Raw genomic sequence first — 16666 nt, forward strand, 5'->3', positions numbered from 1 at the left:
GTCTGAGGGAGTGTTTAAGATGCGCAAAACGTTGCTGGCAGTTGCTTTAATGGCAACCGGATTCACCGCCCATGCGGATTATCAATGTAGCGTCACCCCGCGTGATGACGTGGTGTTAAGCCCGCAAACCGTGCAGGTCAAAGGCGAGAACGGCAATCTGGTGATTACGCCAGAAGGGAACGTCACCTATAACGGCAAGCAGTACAACCTGACTGCCGCACAGCGCGAGCAGGCGAAAGACTACCAGTCCGAATTGCGTACCGCGCTGCCGTGGATTAATGAAGGTGCCCTGACGCGCGTCGAAAAGAGCCGCGTGGCGCTGGATAAGATCATCACCAAAGAGGTGGGAGAGAGCAGCAACATGCGCACCCGCCTGACGAAGCTGGACAAGCAGCTTAAAGAACAGATGAACCGGATTATCGAGACGCGCTCCGACGGCCTGACGTTCCACTACAAGGCGATTGATCAGGTCCGTGCCGACGGGCAGCAACTGGTGAACCAGGCGATGGGCGGCATCCTGCAGGACAGCATCAACGAGATGGGTGCCAAAGCGGTGCTGAAAGGCGGCGGTAACCCGCTGCAGGGCGTGCTGGGCAGTCTGGGCGGCCTGCAAACCTCCATTCAGAATGAGTGGAAAAACCAGGAAGATGATTTCCAGCAGTTCGGCAAAGACGTGTGTAAACGCGTGGTGTCGCTGGAAGACAGCCGGAAGGCGCTGGTGGGGACGCTGAAGTAAGGTCTCTGCGCGCTGGGCCCCTCACCCTAACCCTCTCCCCAAAGGGGCGAGGGGATGGTTTGCTCCCTCTCCCTTTCAGGGAGAGGGCCGGGGTGAGGGTTGCAGCATTTGCAGTGTCTCAAGGATCTTTTCCAACACAGCCTCTTCATTATTCCAAAGTTCGTTGTTCCAGAATCGAATAACGTGCCAGCCCTTTTGGTTTAACCACAACGTCCTTTGATGATCGTATTCCTGATTTTCATCATGCTGTCCGCCATCCAGCTCAACTGCCAGACGTGCTTCGCAGCAGGCGAAATCCAGTATGTAGTTTCCTACCGGATGCTGTCGGCGAAATTTATAATTTTCGAAACGGCGGCTGCGCAGTTGATACCAAAGCCGCCTTTCTTCCGTTGTCAGCTCGCGTCTGAGCTGTTTTGCATATGAACGCGTAATTTCCATCCCCACACTCTGCCAGCCTTTCCCTCAGCCGGCAGAGCGGGATGCAAAATCCTGAATCAGCCTTCAGGAATCTTCGGCGAGGAACAGCTCAAGAAGGGAATTGAGGAACAGTTTGCCGTGCTCGGTGATCTGCCAGTAATCATCACATTCCGTGAGATATCCCTGGGCCAGCGCCTCGTCGATCTGCGGGCGAATCACCGATTCCGGCAGCCCGGTGTACAGCGCAAACTCCGCGCGCGGCGCGGCTTCCAGCAGGCGGAAGCGGTTCATAAAGAACTCAAACGGTTTATCCGCCGCCTCGACGTCGTGCTGACGCTCCAGGTAGCGGCCTTCCATATACCCGCGCGGGTGACGGGTTTTGGCGGTGCGCAGAATGCGCCCGTCCGGGAAAGTCACCTTACCGTGCGCGCCGCAGCCAATCCCGAGATAGTCGCCAAAACGCCAGTAGTTCAGGTTGTGCTGACACTGGTAGCCCGGCTTCGCATACGCCGACGTTTCGTACTGCTGATAGCCCGCAGCGGTTAAAAGCCTGTGACCCTGCTCGAAGATATCCCATAGCGCGTCGTCATCCGGCAGCACCGGCGGACGCGAGCCAAACAGGGTGTTGGGCTCGATGGTGAGCTGGTACCACGACAGGTGCGGCGGGTTCAGCGCAATGGCCTGGCGCAAATCGTCCAGCGCCTCGTCCAGCGACTGATCCGGCAGGCCGTGCATCAAATCGAGGTTAAAGCTGCGAAGATTAAGCCCGGTCGCCAGGTTTGCCGCGCGCTTCGCCTCTTCCGGGCCGTGAATACGTCCCAGGCGCTTCAGTTTCGGCTCGCTAAAGCTCTGCACGCCGATGGAGATGCGGTTCACGCCCGCGCGCTGATAGTCGACAAAACGGTCGGCCTCAACGGTGCCGGGGTTGGCTTCCATCGTAATTTCAGCATCCGCTGCCAGGTTCAGGCGCGCACGCACGCCGTCCAGCAGCGTTTGCATCGCCGGGCCTGACAGCAGGCTCGGCGTACCGCCACCAATGAAAATGGTCTTAACTTCACGTCCCTGTGCGTAAGGTACATCGGCGTCCAGGTCGGCCAGCAGATGCGCAACGTAGTCATCGTGCGGCACTTCGCCCTTCAGCGCGTGCGAGTTGAAATCGCAGTACGGGCATTTCTGCACGCACCACGGGATGTGAATATAAAGACTCAGAGGCGGCAAATTAGCCATTACGCAGTGCTTCCAGTAACAGTTTCAGCGCGCGTCCACGGTGGGAAATCGCGCTTTTCTCTTCGCGGGTCAGTTCCGCAGCGGTTTTGCCCTCGGAAGGGACAAAGAAAATCGGGTCATAACCAAAGCCGCCGTTGCCAGCCGCTTCACGGGTAATCACCCCCGGCCAGCTGCCGTGGCAGACGATCGGCGTCGGGTCCTCCGCGTGACGCAGATAGACCAGCACGCAGTGGAACTGCGCGGTGCGCTGCTCGTCCGGAACGTCTTTCAGGGCGACAAGCAGCTTTTCCAGATTCTGCTGGTCGGTAGCGTCAACGCCGGAATAGCGCGCGGAATAGATCCCCGGCGCGCCGCCGAGGGCGTCTACGGCCAGGCCGGAGTCGTCGGCAATCGCGGGCAGGCCCGTAATCTGCGCGGCATGGCGTGCTTTGAGGATCGCGTTTTCGATAAACGTCAGCCCCGTCTCTTCGGCGGAATCCACGCCAAGATCGGTCTGGGCGACCACGTCCAGACCAAAATCATTTAATAGCGAGGCCAGCTCGCGCACTTTACCGGCGTTGCCGGTCGCGAGAACAACTTTCTGCATGGTTTAGTCCTGTTCTGTCAGAGCCGCGACTTCCGTCGGGATAGATTGCGGATTAAGGATTTTTACCTGTTTATGTCGCCCCAGTTCGCCTTTTTCAATGATGACCTGGCTTTTGGCGACGCGAAACTGTTTTGCCAGATATTTGGTCAGATGCGCGTTCGCCTGGCCGTCAACCGGCGGGGCGGTGATGGCGACTTTTAACTCGTCGCCATGCAGTCCAACAATATTGTCACGGCTGGCTTTCGGCTGAATATACAGCCGTAAAACCAGCCCGTCAGCGCAGGTGCTTACTGCACTCATAGCGCCATCCACAGCCCCGGCAGCAGCATATCGCCCGTGGACTGCAGCAGTTCAGCGATCCCCATGTTGATCACATAGAGCAGCAGAACCAGGATCATCGGCGAAAAATCGATGCCGCCCATAGACGGAAGCAGGTTACGGATTGGACGCAGCAGCGGCTCGGCCAGCTGAATCAAGGCATACTCTACCGGGCTACGGCCCTGGCTGACCCAGCTCATGATCGCCATAACCAGCAGCACCCAGAAAATCAGCAGGCCGACGGTTTTGATCAGAATCAGAACGGCGGCAATCCAGATAATCGGCTGGAAGGTGATGACCATAAACAGCACGATCGCTTTGATAACGCTCAGAATAAACGCCACCAGCAGAGACGAGCTGTCGATGGGACCCATGGCCGGGATAATACGGCGCAGCGGTCCGACAACAGGTTGCGTGATTTTCACGACAAACTGCGAGAACGGATTGTAAAAATCACAGCGGGCCCACTGCATCCAGACGCGCAGCAAAAGCGCCATCGTGTACAGCTCAATGACCGTTGAGAGCAGGAAAGTCAACGTCTTCATGGCGTTCCTCAGGTTTCCTTATTATTTTGAGTAGTCACGCGCACCGAAAATTGCCGTGCCGATGCGCACCATCGTGCTGCCTGCCGCAATGGCGGCTTCCATATCATCCGACATGCCCAGAGAAAGCGTGTCTACCGTGTGATAGCGCGCTTTAAGCGCCTCAAATGCTACAGCCATTTGCTGTGCCACGGCAAACTGCCTTTCATAACTTGACTCAGGCGCCGGGATTGCCATCAGCCCGCGCAGGGTTAAGCGCGGCAGTTCGGCCACTTCGGCTGCCAGCGCATCCAGCTCGCTCAGTGCAATGCCGGACTTGCTGTTTTCGTCACTGATGTTGATCTGAATCAGCACGTTAAGCGCTGGCATCTCTGCCGGACGCTGGTCGTTCAGACGCGTAGCAATACGCAGGCGGTCAATGGTGTGACACCAGTCGAAGTGCTCTGCCACCAGACGGCTTTTGTTCGACTGCAGTGGGCCAATAAAGTGCCACTGCAGATCCGTCTTCCCCTGTTCCTGGAAGTAGCGAATTTTATCTACGCCTTCCTGCACGTAGTTTTCACCAAACGCCCGCTGGCCTGCGTCAATGGCTTCTGCGATGGCGCTCGCAGGCTTGGTTTTGCTGACTGCAAGCAGCGTAATTTCTTCTGAAGCCCGGCCGCAACGCGCTGCGGCGGCTGAGATTTTGTCCCGGACCTGTGCCAGGTTATGCGCAATGTCGTTCATTTTCCGAGGAGTAGTCTATGGATGTGGAAGAAATTGTGGCCCTTAGTGTAAAGCATAACGTCTCCGATCTACACCTGTGCAGTGATTCGCCACCCCGCTGGCGCAGAACGGGCCGCCTTGAACCGGCACCGTTTCCTCCTCCCGACGTCGGGGCGTTGTTAAAAGCGTGGCTCAACGATGAGCAGCAGGGCATATGGTGGGCCAGCGGGCAGGTGGATTTTGCCGCGACGGTGTCGGGAGGTCAGCGCCTGCGCGGCAGTGCCTTTAAGCAGATGCGCGGTGTCTCTGTGACGCTGCGGCTGTTGCCGCGTACCTGTCCGCAGCTCGCTTCACTGGGTGCGCCGAGGGCCATCCCGGAACTGTTAACCAATGAGTCCGGGTTGATTCTGGTGACGGGGGCGACCGGCAGCGGCAAATCCACGACGCTGGCGGCGATGGTTGATTTTCTCAACCACCACACTGACCGCCATATCCTCACGCTCGAAGATCCGGTGGAATTTATCTACCAGAGCGAGCGTTGCCTGATCCAGCAGCGGGAGATTGGTCAGCACAGCCCGTCATTTGCCGACGCGCTGCGCAGCGCCTTACGCCAGGATCCTGACGTGATTCTGCTCGGGGAGCTGCGCGACAGCGAAACGATCCGTCTGGCGCTAACGGCAGCAGAGACCGGGCATCTGGTGCTGGCGACCCTGCATACGCGCGGGGCATCGCAGGCGATTGAGCGGCTGGTCGATACGTTCCCGGCGCAGGAGAAAGATCCGGTGCGTAGCCAGCTGGCCGGCAGCCTGCGGGCGGTGCTGGCGCAGAAACTGCTTCCCGATCTTCAGGGCGGGCGCGTCGCGCTGTATGAACTGCTGGTGAATACCGCCGCGGCGGCGAATCTCATTCGTGAAGGGAAAACGTGGCAACTTCCCGGCATCATTCAAACCGGTCAGCAGGCAGGCATGCAGAACTTTGACCAGAGCCTGGCGGAGAGACGGGCGCAGGGGCGGCTGTAGGCCCCTGTGCTTAAAAGCCCTGCTCGAAATAGCTTTCGAGGATGATGACGGCAGAAGCGGAGTCGACGCTGCCTTTGTTCAGCGCCCGGAAGCCGCCGTGCTCAAACAGACCCGCGCGCGCTTCGACGGTACTCAGACGCTCGTCGTGCAGCTTCACGGAGACGCCAAAGCGGCCATGGATTTTATTGGCAAACTTACGCGCCCGGGCGGTCAGCGGCTGTTCGGTACCGTCCATGTTGAGCGGCAGCCCAACAATCACGTCATCCGGCTGCCACTCCTTGAGCAGGCGCTCAATGAGGTTCCAGTCCGGCGTACCGTCGTTGGCCTTCAGGGCCGTAAGCGGGCGCGCGGTACCGGTGATGCGCTGCCCCACGGCGACGCCGATGCTTTTGGTACCAAAATCGAAGGCCAGAAGCGTTCCGCTCATCAGGCGTGCCCCGCTACGCCAGGCATGGTCAGAATATCAATACCAATCAGTTTCGCCGCGTCGCGCCAGCGATCGGCTATCGGCGTTTTAAACAGGATATTCATGTCCGCAGGCGCGGTGAGCCAGGCGTTATCGAGGATCTCCTGCTCAAGCTGGCCTTTCTCCCACGACGAATAGCCCAGCGCCACCAGCACTTCAGAAGGCTGCTCAGCGGTGCCCAGGGTTTCGAGCACGTCACGCGAGGTCGTGATAACGGTATTGTCGGAGATGCGAATGCTGGAAGAGAATACTGGCGGCGTATGCAGGATAAAACCGCGATCTTCTGCGAGAGGTCCACCCAGCATCACGGGCTTATCAAGCCGGATTTCCGGCAGTCGCGCTTCAGCCGGGATTTTCAGCTTGTCCAGAATCCCTTCAACCTGAAGATTTTCCAGCGGTTTATTAATGATAATGCCCATCGCGCCGTCTTCATTGTATTCACAAATATAAACCACGGCGCGGCGAAAAATCGGGTCCTGGAGAGCAGGCATGGCAATAAGAAAGTGATGCTGTAAATTCATTGTCAGAGGTACTGTTTCCTGGTTTAAAAAGCGACAGCGCCCAGTATGGGGACAAACTCAGGCGCTGTCACTAATAGTATTGTTAGGTTATTTTTGTAAACGTTTTTCGATAGCGTCCATCAGCATGCCGGTGATTGAGACAGGGAATTCCGCCTCAATTTCACGAATGCAGGTCGGGCTGGTGACGTTCACTTCGGTCAGACGATCGCCGATGATATCCAGTCCGACGAAGATCAGGCCTTTGGCTTTCAGCGTAGGACCAACGCGGCGGGCAATTTCCCAGTCGCTTTCGGTCAACGGACGCGGCTCACCACGGCCACCGGCCGCCAGGTTACCACGGGTTTCACCGCCCTGCGGGATACGCGCCAGGCAGTAAGGGACCGGTTCGCCATCCACCACCAGAACGCGTTTGTCGCCGTCTTTGATCGCCGGAATATAGTTCTGCGCCATGCAGTAACGCGTCCCCAGTTCGGTCAGCGTTTCGGCAATCACGCCAATGTTCGGATCGCTTTCCTTCACGCGGAAAATCGACGCGCCGCCCATGCCGTCCAGCGGCTTCATGATGATGTCGCCGTGCTTCTGCCAGAATGCTTTCAACTGGGCTTTGTTGCGGGTCACCAGGGTTTCCGGCGTCAGGTCAGAGAACCAGGCGGTATAGAGCTTCTCGTTACAGTCGCGCAGACTCTGCGGCTTGTTGACGATCAGCGTGCCTTTCTCTTCTGCACGTTCGAGAATATAGGTGCAGTAGATGTACTCGGTGTCGAACGGCGGATCTTTACGCATCAGAATGACGTTGAGATCGGCCAGCGCAATGTCCTGCTCGGTGCCGAACTCATACCATTTGTCGTAGTTCTGCTCGACGTTAACGATGCGTGTGCGGGCGCGGGCTTCACCATTGATCAGGTAAAGATCGTTCATCTCCATATAGTGGAGTTCATAGCCGCGACGCTGCGCTTCCAGCAGCATGGCGAAGCTGGAATCTTTTTTGATGTTGATGTTTGCGATGGGGTCCATCACGATGCCGAGCTTGATCATCTTTCTCTCCAATAATGCGTCAACCCAGATCGCCAAACCGTACCTGTAGCGCGGTAATGGCCGTGAGTGCCGTTGTCTCAGTGCGCAGAACGCGTGGTCCCAACAGAATATCAGTAAACTGGTAACGTGCCGTCATCGCAATTTCGTCCGCCGACAGGCCGCCTTCGGGACCAATCAGCAGGCGAACGCGCTCAACGGGCAGCGGCAGCGTATTGATGCTGGCGCTGGCGCGCGGATGAAGATTGAGCTTCAGCCCACTGTCCTCTTCAGCACACCACTCCTCCAGATCCATCGCCGGGCGGATCTCCGGAATCCGGTTGCGGCCACTCTGTTCGCAAGCCGCGATGGCAATTTTCTGCCACTGCTGGATCTTTTTGTTCAGACGTTCCGCATCCAGTTTAACGCCACAGCGCTCAGAAAAAAGTGGCGTAATGAGGCTTACACCCAGTTCAATGGATTTCTGGATCGTGAACTCCATTTTCTCGCCGCGCGACATCACCTGGCCCAGATGGATGTGCAGCGGTGATTCCCGGTCATCCACTTCACCGCGCAGGACGTTCACGTGTACGCTTTTTTTATCGGCCCGCGTAATTTCGGCGTCGAAAACCTGGTTGGAGCCGTCGAACAGCTGTATTGCCTGACCGGCGCCCATGCGCAGCACGCGGCCAACGTGGTTGGCGGCGTCATCAGACAGGGCGATTTCGCGGCCTGCGGTAATCAGTTCAGGATGGTAAATGCGGGGAATGCGCATAGTCAGAAATTCCGTGTCTCATACGATGTAAGCGAATTGCCGCTAGTGTAGGTTAGCTCTTTTGCGCCTGGCAAGCCCGCTGGACGTAAGGGTTGTGATTCCCCTGGACTCTGGCGATACGTTCGTCGCGCTGGCATTCCCACTCCGTCACCGGGTACTGCTTGTCCCAGGCGTTGAACAGCTGCGTCTGCTGGCGGGAAAGGTTGAGATCGTAACGGTCACGCATATAGAAATACGTGCGGGCAATGCTGCCGCGCGCGCGGGCAGGGGGCTCGGCGACTTTCTCTTTAAAATCAATCTTCATACCGCACTGGCCGTACTGGCCTTCGCCACCGTTCCACTGGCTGTACATGAAGTTACCCCGGTCGCCGTTCACTTCGCCCACGGCTGGCTGCAGGTTATGCATATCGCTTTCCATCTGGCGGTAAACCGGGTCTTTGGCACAGTTTTTACGTCCGCCATCCTGCCAGCACTGGCGCTGGTGGCCAAACTGCCATGCCGGAACGACATGTTCCCATTCAATACGGCTGGCGCGGTTTTCGTTTTTACGCACCTTGTAGCCGCAGGATTCAAGGTCAACGACCCCTTTTTTACCCTGCCAGTTAATTTTACAGCCGCAGTAGAAATCGCCCGGCACGTCGGCGTTGACCTTAACACCGGCCGCTTTGGCCTGAGAGAAACTGTTGATACCGTCGGCCAGGGCGTGGCCTGAGAGCGCTGTCGTCAAAAAGGCGACCGCAAGAGAAAAATTACGGGACATCTTACACTCCGTGTCAAAACGAGCCCGCAACGTAACGAATGTTGTTCCTGTATGCAATCAGTCAGATCAGGAAAGTTCCTGAAAGTTCAGATAATTATTCCGCCACCAGCGGCTCGCCACATTTGACGCAGCGGTAGGTCGCCTCGCCGCGCACCACGCGATTATGGCGGCGGACGGTAAGCTGGTGCTGCTGGCACTGACAGCGGTAGGGGAAGGTATTGCGGCGTACCGATTCCAGCTCGAACTGATGCGTGCGGCGGGCCGGAACGCCGAGCACCGCCTCCATCATCCACTTCCACTCTTTTCCATGCGGCGCGACGCGGCCAAAGTGTTTCCACACCAGCAGATGCGCCAGCTCGTGCGGCACCACTTCATCGATAAACGCCTGCTGGTTTTCCATCATCAGCACCGGGTTAAGGCGGATCTCATACGACTCAAGCCAGGCTGTACCGGCCGAGGTGCCACGCTGCTGGTAGACGAGTTTGGGTTCAGGGTAGTTGCGACCGAGCTTCAGGTTCGCCTGGGCGAGTTTTTCCCGCAGGCTGCGCATAACGGCCTGCTGAATGGCGATGGGGAGACGGGGTGCTTTCATAGGGGCAGAGCATAAAGCGCGAAGCGGGGAGGCGCAAGAGGCGCCTCCCGTAAGAGGATCAGTCGTGGGCGCCGATTTCACGCAGAGGACGACCTTTCATCAGGTTACGTTCAATATGTTCCAGAGACACGTGTTTGGTTTCTGGAACCAGCCAGATGGTCAGCACAATAAAGAAGATGTTCAGACCGGCGTAGACCCAGAAGGTATTGGCATTACCCAGAGTATTGAGCATGGTCAGGAACGTTGCGCCGACGATCATGTTAGCAATCCAGTTGGTTGCGGTAGAGCAGGTGATACCAAAATCACGCCCTTTCAGCGGCTGGATCTCAGAGCACAGCACCCAGATCAGCGGACCGGCGCTCATCGCAAACCCGACGATAAACATCAGCAGCATGCCTACCGCAAAGTACTGGGCTGTTGGGGAGTGAATGCCCACATGCATCATGGTACCGAGGACGCCCATACCGGCCGCCATCACCAGGAAGCCCAGCGTCAGGGTTGGCTTACGTCCCCAGCGGTCAACCAGACCGATGGCGATAAAGGTCGCCAGCACGTTGGTCAGACCCACGATGACGGTCCCCCACATCTGCTCGGTGGTGTTGGTATAACCCGCCAGCTCAAAGATTTTTGGCGCGTAGTACATGATGACGTTCATCCCCGTGAACTGCTGCATCACCTGCAGCAGCACGCCAAGGAAAACGGCGCGACGGAAGTTGCTGTTCTCTTTAAACAGCGCCCAGCCGGACTGTTTGACCTTCAGGCTTTCGCGGATCTCTTCCAGCTCGTTTTTCGCTTCTGCGCTGGTATCGCGCAGGCGCATCAGCACGCGTTCGGCATCGTGGAATCGACGTTTTGCAGCGAACCAGCGCGGGCTGTCCGGCAGGAAGAAGACGCCAATCAGCAGCAGAACTGCAGGGATGATGATCACGCCGAGCATCCAGCGCCATGCGCCGCTGTAGCTAAACGCCGTATCGGAAAGGTACGCGCCCAGGATACCGATGGTGATCATCAGCTGGTACATCGAAATCATACTGCCGCGGATTTTCTCCGGCGCAATTTCAGACAGGTAAAGCGGGGCGGTATAGGACGCCACGCCCACGGCCAGACCGAGCAGCACGCGGGAAACCAGCAGGACCTCAACGTTAGGCGCTGCGGCAGAGAAGAGTGAGCCGGCAACAAACAGGATCGCGCCGATCATCAGGCTCTTTTTACGTCCGAGCTTGAAGGAGAGCCAGCCGCTGCCGACGGCCCCGACGGCCGCGCCAAACATCATGGAGCTCACCACCCATTCCTGAGTGTGAGCGCTGATCTGGAACTCGTCAGTGATGAAAGGTAATGCACCGGCAATCACGCCGATATCCAGGCCAAAAAGTAATCCTGCCAGGGCGGCGAGGAAACAGACGAAGAATGTCATCGCCTTGTTGGACGTACGCCCCTGTTTTTTATTGTCAGGCATTATGCCCTCCAGTTGGGTTATCAGTTTTATTGATGTTAAGGGTAGGTGAGCGACCCGTAAAAATATGTGAGATTAATCACATTGGTGTAATCGGTTACACTCGTGTGTAACCGTAAATAAAATTAAGGCTTTGAAAATATAGAGGTAAATGAGGTGATGCGCATCGCGAAAGGACACATTTCAGACTTAACTGAAAGGGAATGTAACAGCAGAAGAAAGGCGATCACGCAAAGAGAATATTCTGAAAGCGGAAGACATCCGCTGCGGTGTAATCGGTTCCAAACGGTGCGCCTTTCAGCCGGGTGGCGGCTGCGCCTTACCCGGCCTACAGAAGCTCCATACCCCGTAGGTCGGGTAAGGCGTAGCCGCCACCCGACAAAAAAAAGGCCAGCCCGAAGGCTGGCCTTTTAAAAGCGATGTCAGTCGATTACTTCAGACCGGCAGCTTCACGCAGCAGAGCGGCTTTGTCGGTTTTTTCCCATGGGAAATGTTCACGACCAAAGTGACCGTATGCAGCGGTTTCTTTGTAGATTGGGTGCAGCAGATCCAGCATCTGAATCAGGCCGTATGGACGCAGGTCGAAGAACTCGCGCACCAGCAGGGTCAGCTGTTCTGAAGGCACTTTCTCAGTACCGAAGGTTTCAACCATGATGGAGGTGGGTTCAGCCACGCCGATAGCATAGGAAACCTGAATCTCACAGCGGTCAGCCAGGCCGGCAGCCACGATGTTTTTCGCCACATAACGTGCCGCGTACGCTGCAGAACGGTCCACTTTTGATGGATCTTTACCGGAGAATGCGCCGCCACCGTGACGCGCCATGCCGCCGTAGGTATCAACGATAATTTTACGACCGGTCAGACCGCAGTCACCCATTGGGCCGCCGATCACAAAGCGTCCGGTTGGGTTGATGAAGAATTTGGTGGCGCTGCTCAGCCATTCGGTTGGCAGAACCGGCTTGATGATCTCTTCCATCACTGCTTCCTGCAGGGATTTCTGATCGATCTCTTCGGAATGCTGGGTGGACAGAACGACCGCATCAATACCGACGATTTTACCGTCGTCGTACTGGAAGGTGACCTGGCTTTTTGCATCCGGACGCAACCACGGCAGGGTGCCGTTCTTACGCACTTCAGCCTGACGCTGCACCAGACGGTGTGCGTAGGTGACCGGCGCTGGCATCAGCACGTCGGTTTCGTTGGTTGCATAGCCGAACATCAGGCCCTGGTCGCCCGCGCCCTGTTCCAGCGGATCGGCACGGTCAACGCCCTGGTTGATGTCTGGAGACTGTTTGCCAATCGCGCTCAGTACCGCGCAGGAGTTGGCATCAAAGCCCATATCAGAATGCACATAACCGATCTCACGCACCGTGTTACGCGTGATCTCTTCGATATCAACCCATGCGCTGGTGGTGATTTCACCGCCAACCAGAACCATGCCGGTTTTGACATAGGTTTCACACGCGACGCGCGCTTTTGGATCCTGCGCGAGGATCGCATCCAGCACCGCATCGGAAATTTGGTCAGCAATTTTATCAGGATGTCCTTCTGATACGGACTCGGACGTAAACAGGTGTTTTGCCATGTTTTATTTCACCTAAGAGGAATTTGGTTAGCTCAAGCTGCTGTGTGGAATAGCCAAAGGAGATAATTCTACCAAGGCCTGCAGGTTTTTGACACTGGCAGTATGAGTGTTAATCAGTATAGATGGATTAACATCTGGATGGCTATTTTAGGTCACTTCTTCACCCGATTTCCAGTTTTTTTTGACTCATCTCTCACTCAGTTGAAATTGCTGCTGGCAAAAATTCCTGACGGTGCTGGCAACACGCGCATTTTTGTTTTGCTTTTTAGCCCCCTTCTCGGTATAAAACGCGGCGCGCGGCTCATATAAAATAAGCGCTCGATGAACTCATCGTGTCGCCACTTCCAGCCGGGTAAAGCAGTGAACTTTTAGCTTTGGCTTGGGGTCCGTTTCAGCAGAGGCGGCCGTGGAGGTGATACGAGATAATGAACCATCGTTTTCCGCTAATTCAGCGCAGCCGTTCTGGCGCGCATTTGATTCCCGCAACCCGCATTTCTAGTCTGCAAACCTGCCGATGTTATACCCATCTCGGCGCTTCTCAGGATTCCAGGGCCGGTCACGCTTTGTGAAAACTGAACAAGGGCGCTCTTGTTAATACAAGAGTTTTCTCGTGGTTTCGCCGAACCTTGTCATACAGAGTTCGGATACGTGTTTTACAATGATATGAATAAGAAACCGGTCGCACGGTCTGGATTTCAGCATACTCTGCTGGGAAACGGAGCCGTTTATGGGTTGTTATCGCCGTATAACGCTGCGATAGTAGTCAACTGTTTTACACTTAATACAAAGAGTTGAGGTTCGCTATGTCTGACGACATGTCTTCTTTTTCGCCTTCGTCAGCGGGCGAACAGGGTGTACTACGTTCTATGCAGGAGGTTGCGATGAGCTCCGAGGAAGCCAGCAAGATGCTGCGCACTTACAATATTGCCTGGTGGGGCAATAACTACTACGACGTCAACGAACTGGGCCACATCAGCGTCTGCCCGGATCCGGACGTCCCTGAAGCGCGCGTGGATCTCGCTAAACTGGTGAAAGCCCGTGAAGCTCAGGGCCAGCGTTTGCCTGCACTGTTCTGCTTCCCGCAGATCCTGCAACATCGCCTGCGTTCTATTAACGCCGCGTTCAAGCGCGCGCGTGAATCCTACGGCTATAAAGGCGACTACTTCCTGGTTTACCCCATCAAGGTAAACCAGCACCGCCGCGTGATCGAATCTCTGATCCACTCCGGCGAGCCGCTGGGTCTGGAAGCCGGCTCCAAAGCGGAGCTGATGGCGGTTCTGGCCCATGCGGGCATGACCCGTTCAGTGATCGTCTGTAACGGCTATAAAGACCGTGAATACATTCGTCTGGCGCTGATTGGCGAGAAGATGGGCCACAAGGTCTATCTGGTTATCGAGAAGATGACTGAAATCGCCATCGTGCTGGAAGAGGCCGAGCGTCTGAACGTGGTGCCACGCCTTGGCGTGCGTGCGCGTCTGGCGTCACAGGGTTCCGGAAAATGGCAGTCCTCCGGCGGCGAAAAATCCAAGTTCGGCCTGGCGGCGAACCAGGTGCTGCAGCTGGTGGAGATCCTGCGCGAGCGTGGGCGTCTGGACAGCATTCAGCTGCTGCACTTCCACCTCGGCTCGCAGATGGCCAACATTCGCGACATCGCGACCGGCGTGCGTGAGTCAGCGCGTTTCTACGTTGAGCTGCACAAGCTTGGCGTGAATATTCAGTGCTTCGACGTGGGCGGCGGCCTGGGCGTGGACTACGAAGGGACCCGCTCGCAGTCTGACTGCTCCGTGAACTACGGCCTGAACGAATACGCGAACAACATTATCTGGGCGATCGGCGATGCCTGTGAAGAGAACGGCCTGCCGCACCCGACGGTGATCACCGAATCCGGTCGCGCGGTCACCGCGCACCATACGGTGCTGGTCTCAAACATCATCGGCGTTGAGCGCAGCGAAACCACCGAAGCGACGCCGCCGGCAGACGATGCGCCGCGTTCCCTGCAGAGCATGTGGGAAACCTGGCAGGAGATGCACGAGCCGGGCACGCGTCGTTCCCTGCGCGAATGGCTGCACGACAGCCAGATGGACCTGCACGACATTCACGTCGGCTACTCTTCAGGCACCTTCAGCCTGCAGGAGCGCGCGTGGGCGGAGCAGCTCTATCTGAACATGTGTCATGAAGTGCAGAAACAGCTCGACCCGAGCAACCGTGCGCACCGTCCGATTATCGACGAGCTGCAGGAGCGAATGGCGGATAAGATCTACGTCAACTTCTCGCTGTTCCAGTCGATGCCGGATGCCTGGGGTATCGATCAGCTGTTCCCGGTTCTGCCGCTGGAAGGGCTGAACCACGCCCCGGAACGTCGCGCGGTGCTGCTGGACATCACCTGTGACTCTGACGGCGCAATCGACCACTACGTTGATGGCGACGGTATCGCAACGACGATGCCAATGCCGGAGTACGACCCGGAGAACCCGCCGATGCTGGGCTTCTTTATGGTCGGCGCGTACCAGGAGATCCTCGGCAACATGCACAACCTGTTCGGTGATACCGAGGCGGTTGACGTGTTTGTCTTCCCTGACGGCAGCGTGGAAGTTGAGCTGTCTGACGAAGGGGATACCGTGGCGGACATGCTGGAATACGTTCAGCTCGATCCGAAAACCCTGCTGACGCAGTTCCGCGACCAGGTGAAAAACACCGGGCTGGACGATGCGCTGCAGCAGCAGTTCCTGGAAGAGTTTGAAGCGGGTCTGTACGGTTATACGTACCTGGAAGACGAATAGTCGCTGATGCCCGGTGGCGCTGCGCTTACCGGGCCTACGAATGTAGGCCGGATAAGGCGAAGCCGCCATCCGGCAGAATGCTATACTCTCTTGAACCCGTGTGCATTACCGGCGATAATTCGCCTCAATTAGCGATTTACGAATCAATCCCTTCCTCGTCGGGTTTAACGACGCGGAGGGGATTTTTTTTCATCTGTTTTTAATGTATCGACTTTAAAAGAGGTCAGGACATGAGCACTTTAGGTCATCAGTACGATAACTCTCTGGTATCTAACGCGTTTGGTTTTTTACGCCTTCCGATGAACTTCCAGCCGTACGACAGTGACGCGGACTGGGTGATCACCGGCGTACCTTTCGACATGGCAACGTCAGGCCGTGCGGGTGGGCGTCATGGCCCGGCGGCGATCCGTCAGGTTTCCACTAACCTGGCCTGGGAGCACAACCGTTTCCCGTGGAACTTCGACATGCGCGAGCGCCTGAACGTGGTGGACTGCGGTGACCTGGTGTATGCCTTTGGTGATGCGCGTGAGATGAGCGAAAAGCTGCAGGCCCACGCCGAGAAGCTGCTGGCTGCCGGTAAGCGCATGCTCTCCTTCGGCGGCGACCACTTTGTGACCCTGCCGCTGCTGCGCGCCCACGCGAAGCACTTCGGTAAAATGGCGCTGGTACACTTTGATGCGCATACCGACACCTACGCGAACGGCTGTGAGTTTGACCACGGCACCATGTTCTTTACCGCGCCGAACGAAGGTCTGATCGACCCGAACCACTCCGTGCAGATCGGTATTCGCACTGAATTCGACAAAGATAACGGCTTCACCGTGCTGGATGCGGGTCAGGTTAACGACCGCGGCGTGGATGACATCCTCGCGCAGGTGAAGCAGATCGTGGGTGATATGCCCGTGTATCTGACCTTCGACATCGACTGCTTGGATCCGGCATTTGCACCGGGTACCGGTACGCCGGTGATCGGCGGCCTGACCTCAGACCGCGCCATCAAGCTGGTGCGCGGCCTGAAGGATCTCAACATTGTCGGGATGGACGTGGTGGAAGTGGCGCCTGCGTATGACCAGTCCGAGATCACTGCGCTGGCCGCAGCGACCCTGGCACTGGAAATGCTCTACATCCAGGCAGCCAAAAAAGGCGAATAAGCCTCTTCTGACGTAAAAAACC

General features: G+C 56.9%; 20 protein-coding genes and 1 pseudogene. 7 read left to right on the top strand and 14 right to left on the bottom strand.

The window, feature by feature from the left end; translation table 11 throughout:
* Window positions 1-19 precede the first annotated feature (19 nt).
* Window positions 20-736: a DUF2884 domain-containing protein gene (locus F3J31_RS13220; protein WP_008499762.1), complete on the top strand. Its 717-nt coding sequence runs from the start codon at window positions 20-22 to the stop codon at window positions 734-736.
* Between the two features lie 75 nt (window positions 737-811).
* On the opposite strand, the gene F3J31_RS13225 is transcribed toward F3J31_RS13220, so the two are convergent.
* The 6 genes from F3J31_RS13225 to F3J31_RS13250 all read right to left on the bottom strand — a co-directional run bounded on the left by F3J31_RS13225 (window position 812) and on the right by F3J31_RS13250 (window position 4552).
* A complete protein-coding gene (locus F3J31_RS13225; RefSeq protein ID WP_167213574.1) occupies window positions 812-1174 on the bottom strand; it encodes an endonuclease domain-containing protein in 363 nt (120 codons plus the stop codon).
* Between the two features lie 63 nt (window positions 1175-1237).
* The gene (gene hemW / locus F3J31_RS13230; protein ID WP_167213577.1) at window positions 1238-2380 is read right to left on the bottom strand and encodes a radical SAM family heme chaperone HemW; all 1143 of its coding nucleotides are present in this window, start codon (window positions 2378-2380) and stop codon (window positions 1238-1240) included.
* A complete protein-coding gene (locus tag F3J31_RS13235) occupies window positions 2373-2966 on the bottom strand; it encodes an XTP/dITP diphosphatase (protein ID WP_025912468.1) in 594 nt (197 codons plus the stop codon). Before F3J31_RS13235 ends, hemW begins: the two co-directional genes overlap by 8 nt.
* A gap of 3 nt (window positions 2967-2969) precedes the next feature.
* Window positions 2970-3266, bottom strand: coding sequence for a DUF167 family protein YggU (yggU, locus tag F3J31_RS13240; protein WP_045909934.1), 297 nt, complete (start codon window positions 3264-3266; stop codon window positions 2970-2972).
* A complete protein-coding gene (locus F3J31_RS13245; RefSeq protein ID WP_063622418.1) occupies window positions 3263-3829 on the bottom strand; it encodes a YggT family protein in 567 nt (188 codons plus the stop codon). Before F3J31_RS13245 ends, yggU begins: the two co-directional genes overlap by 4 nt.
* Window positions 3830-3850: 21 nt before the next feature.
* Complete coding sequence (locus F3J31_RS13250) at window positions 3851-4552, bottom strand: YggS family pyridoxal phosphate-dependent enzyme (protein WP_167213579.1); 702 nt, start codon at window positions 4550-4552, stop codon at window positions 3851-3853.
* A 17-nt stretch (window positions 4553-4569) separates the two neighbouring features.
* Here F3J31_RS13250 and F3J31_RS13255 point away from each other — a divergent pair, with 17 nt between their 5' ends.
* The gene (locus F3J31_RS13255; RefSeq protein ID WP_167213581.1) at window positions 4570-5550 is read left to right on the top strand and encodes a type IV pilus twitching motility protein PilT; all 981 of its coding nucleotides are present in this window, start codon (window positions 4570-4572) and stop codon (window positions 5548-5550) included.
* A gap of 10 nt (window positions 5551-5560) precedes the next feature.
* Here the strand turns inward: F3J31_RS13255 and ruvX are convergent, their stop codons facing one another.
* The 8 genes from ruvX to metK form a co-directional block, all read right to left on the bottom strand.
* Entirely contained in the window at window positions 5561-5977 is a 417-nt protein-coding gene (gene ruvX, locus F3J31_RS13260) for a Holliday junction resolvase RuvX (RefSeq protein ID WP_021242076.1), read from the bottom strand.
* Window positions 5977-6537, bottom strand: coding sequence for a YqgE/AlgH family protein (locus tag F3J31_RS13265; RefSeq protein WP_008499752.1), 561 nt, complete (start codon window positions 6535-6537; stop codon window positions 5977-5979). Before F3J31_RS13265 ends, ruvX begins: the two co-directional genes overlap by 1 nt.
* An 87-nt stretch (window positions 6538-6624) precedes the next feature.
* Entirely contained in the window at window positions 6625-7572 is a 948-nt protein-coding gene (gene gshB, locus F3J31_RS13270; RefSeq protein ID WP_063622415.1) for a glutathione synthase, read from the bottom strand.
* Between the two features lie 19 nt (window positions 7573-7591).
* The gene (gene rsmE, locus F3J31_RS13275) at window positions 7592-8323 is read right to left on the bottom strand and encodes a 16S rRNA (uracil(1498)-N(3))-methyltransferase (protein WP_021242075.1); all 732 of its coding nucleotides are present in this window, start codon (window positions 8321-8323) and stop codon (window positions 7592-7594) included.
* A gap of 52 nt (window positions 8324-8375) precedes the next feature.
* A complete protein-coding gene (endA, locus tag F3J31_RS13280; protein WP_021242074.1) occupies window positions 8376-9083 on the bottom strand; it encodes a deoxyribonuclease I in 708 nt (235 codons plus the stop codon).
* A gap of 94 nt (window positions 9084-9177) precedes the next feature.
* Window positions 9178-9675, bottom strand: a complete 498-nt coding sequence (locus F3J31_RS13285; RefSeq protein ID WP_021242073.1) for a SprT family zinc-dependent metalloprotease — start codon at window positions 9673-9675, stop codon at window positions 9178-9180.
* 58 nt (window positions 9676-9733) lie between these two features.
* Window positions 9734-11131: a galactose/proton symporter gene (galP, locus tag F3J31_RS13290; RefSeq protein WP_008499747.1), complete on the bottom strand. Its 1398-nt coding sequence runs from the start codon at window positions 11129-11131 to the stop codon at window positions 9734-9736.
* Window positions 11132-11558: 427 nt separating this feature from the next.
* The gene (gene metK, locus F3J31_RS13295; RefSeq protein WP_014885184.1) at window positions 11559-12713 is read right to left on the bottom strand and encodes a methionine adenosyltransferase; all 1155 of its coding nucleotides are present in this window, start codon (window positions 12711-12713) and stop codon (window positions 11559-11561) included.
* Window positions 12714-12851: 138 nt separating this feature from the next.
* On the opposite strand from metK, the gene F3J31_RS13300 reads away from it, so the two are divergent.
* The 5 genes and pseudogenes from F3J31_RS13300 to speB all read left to right on the top strand — a co-directional run bounded on the left by F3J31_RS13300 (window position 12852) and on the right by speB (window position 16644).
* Window positions 12852-13022 carry a hypothetical protein gene (locus F3J31_RS13300; protein ID WP_045335271.1) on the top strand — a complete coding sequence of 57 codons (171 nt, stop codon included), beginning with the start codon at window positions 12852-12854 and terminating at the stop codon, window positions 13020-13022.
* A gap of 170 nt (window positions 13023-13192) precedes the next feature.
* Window positions 13193-13282 (top strand): annotated as a pseudogene (locus F3J31_RS23510) (hypothetical protein); the annotation flags it as partial.
* Between the two features lie 94 nt (window positions 13283-13376).
* Window positions 13377-13508, top strand: coding sequence for an acid stress response protein YqgB (gene yqgB, locus F3J31_RS13315; protein WP_127312443.1), 132 nt, complete (start codon window positions 13377-13379; stop codon window positions 13506-13508).
* An 8-nt stretch (window positions 13509-13516) separates the two neighbouring features.
* Window positions 13517-15493 (top strand): biosynthetic arginine decarboxylase, encoded by a 1977-nt coding sequence (gene speA / locus F3J31_RS13320; protein WP_008499744.1) that lies wholly within the window; start codon window positions 13517-13519, stop codon window positions 15491-15493.
* Between the two features lie 230 nt (window positions 15494-15723).
* Window positions 15724-16644 carry an agmatinase gene (speB, locus tag F3J31_RS13325; protein WP_008499737.1) on the top strand — a complete coding sequence of 307 codons (921 nt, stop codon included), beginning with the start codon at window positions 15724-15726 and terminating at the stop codon, window positions 16642-16644.
* Window positions 16645-16666: the final 22 nt, after the last annotated feature.

Source organism: Enterobacter sp. Acro-832, assembly GCF_011752745.1.
GTDB classification, from domain to species: Bacteria; Pseudomonadota; Gammaproteobacteria; order Enterobacterales; family Enterobacteriaceae; genus Enterobacter; species Enterobacter quasiroggenkampii.

Excerpts from the sequence above, each read along its gene's own strand:
- speB (WP_008499737.1), top strand. The coding sequence starts at position 15,724 with ATGAGCACTTTAGGTCATCAGTACGATAACTCTCTGGTATCTAACGCG.
- speA (WP_008499744.1), top strand. The coding sequence starts at position 13,517 with ATGTCTGACGACATGTCTTCTTTTTCGCCTTCGTCAGCGGGCGAACAG.
- galP (WP_008499747.1), bottom strand. The coding sequence starts at position 11,131 with ATGCCTGACAATAAAAAACAGGGGCGTACGTCCAACAAGGCGATGACA.
- gshB (WP_063622415.1), bottom strand. The coding sequence starts at position 7,572 with ATGATCAAGCTCGGCATCGTGATGGACCCCATCGCAAACATCAACATC.
- F3J31_RS13300 (WP_045335271.1), top strand. The coding sequence starts at position 12,852 with ATGGCTATTTTAGGTCACTTCTTCACCCGATTTCCAGTTTTTTTTGAC.
- F3J31_RS13265 (WP_008499752.1), bottom strand. The coding sequence starts at position 6,537 with ATGAATTTACAGCATCACTTTCTTATTGCCATGCCTGCTCTCCAGGAC.
- F3J31_RS13250 (WP_167213579.1), bottom strand. The coding sequence starts at position 4,552 with ATGAACGACATTGCGCATAACCTGGCACAGGTCCGGGACAAAATCTCA.
- F3J31_RS13235 (WP_025912468.1), bottom strand. The coding sequence starts at position 2,966 with ATGCAGAAAGTTGTTCTCGCGACCGGCAACGCCGGTAAAGTGCGCGAG.
- yqgB (WP_127312443.1), top strand. The coding sequence starts at position 13,377 with ATGAATAAGAAACCGGTCGCACGGTCTGGATTTCAGCATACTCTGCTG.
- F3J31_RS13285 (WP_021242073.1), bottom strand. The coding sequence starts at position 9,675 with ATGAAAGCACCCCGTCTCCCCATCGCCATTCAGCAGGCCGTTATGCGC.
- F3J31_RS13245 (WP_063622418.1), bottom strand. The coding sequence starts at position 3,829 with ATGAAGACGTTGACTTTCCTGCTCTCAACGGTCATTGAGCTGTACACG.
- yggU (WP_045909934.1), bottom strand. The coding sequence starts at position 3,266 with ATGAGTGCAGTAAGCACCTGCGCTGACGGGCTGGTTTTACGGCTGTAT.
- hemW (WP_167213577.1), bottom strand. The coding sequence starts at position 2,380 with ATGGCTAATTTGCCGCCTCTGAGTCTTTATATTCACATCCCGTGGTGC.
- F3J31_RS13220 (WP_008499762.1), top strand. The coding sequence starts at position 20 with ATGCGCAAAACGTTGCTGGCAGTTGCTTTAATGGCAACCGGATTCACC.
- metK (WP_014885184.1), bottom strand. The coding sequence starts at position 12,713 with ATGGCAAAACACCTGTTTACGTCCGAGTCCGTATCAGAAGGACATCCT.
- F3J31_RS13225 (WP_167213574.1), bottom strand. The coding sequence starts at position 1,174 with ATGGAAATTACGCGTTCATATGCAAAACAGCTCAGACGCGAGCTGACA.
- endA (WP_021242074.1), bottom strand. The coding sequence starts at position 9,083 with ATGTCCCGTAATTTTTCTCTTGCGGTCGCCTTTTTGACGACAGCGCTC.
- F3J31_RS13255 (WP_167213581.1), top strand. The coding sequence starts at position 4,570 with ATGGATGTGGAAGAAATTGTGGCCCTTAGTGTAAAGCATAACGTCTCC.
- rsmE (WP_021242075.1), bottom strand. The coding sequence starts at position 8,323 with ATGCGCATTCCCCGCATTTACCATCCTGAACTGATTACCGCAGGCCGC.
- ruvX (WP_021242076.1), bottom strand. The coding sequence starts at position 5,977 with ATGAGCGGAACGCTTCTGGCCTTCGATTTTGGTACCAAAAGCATCGGC.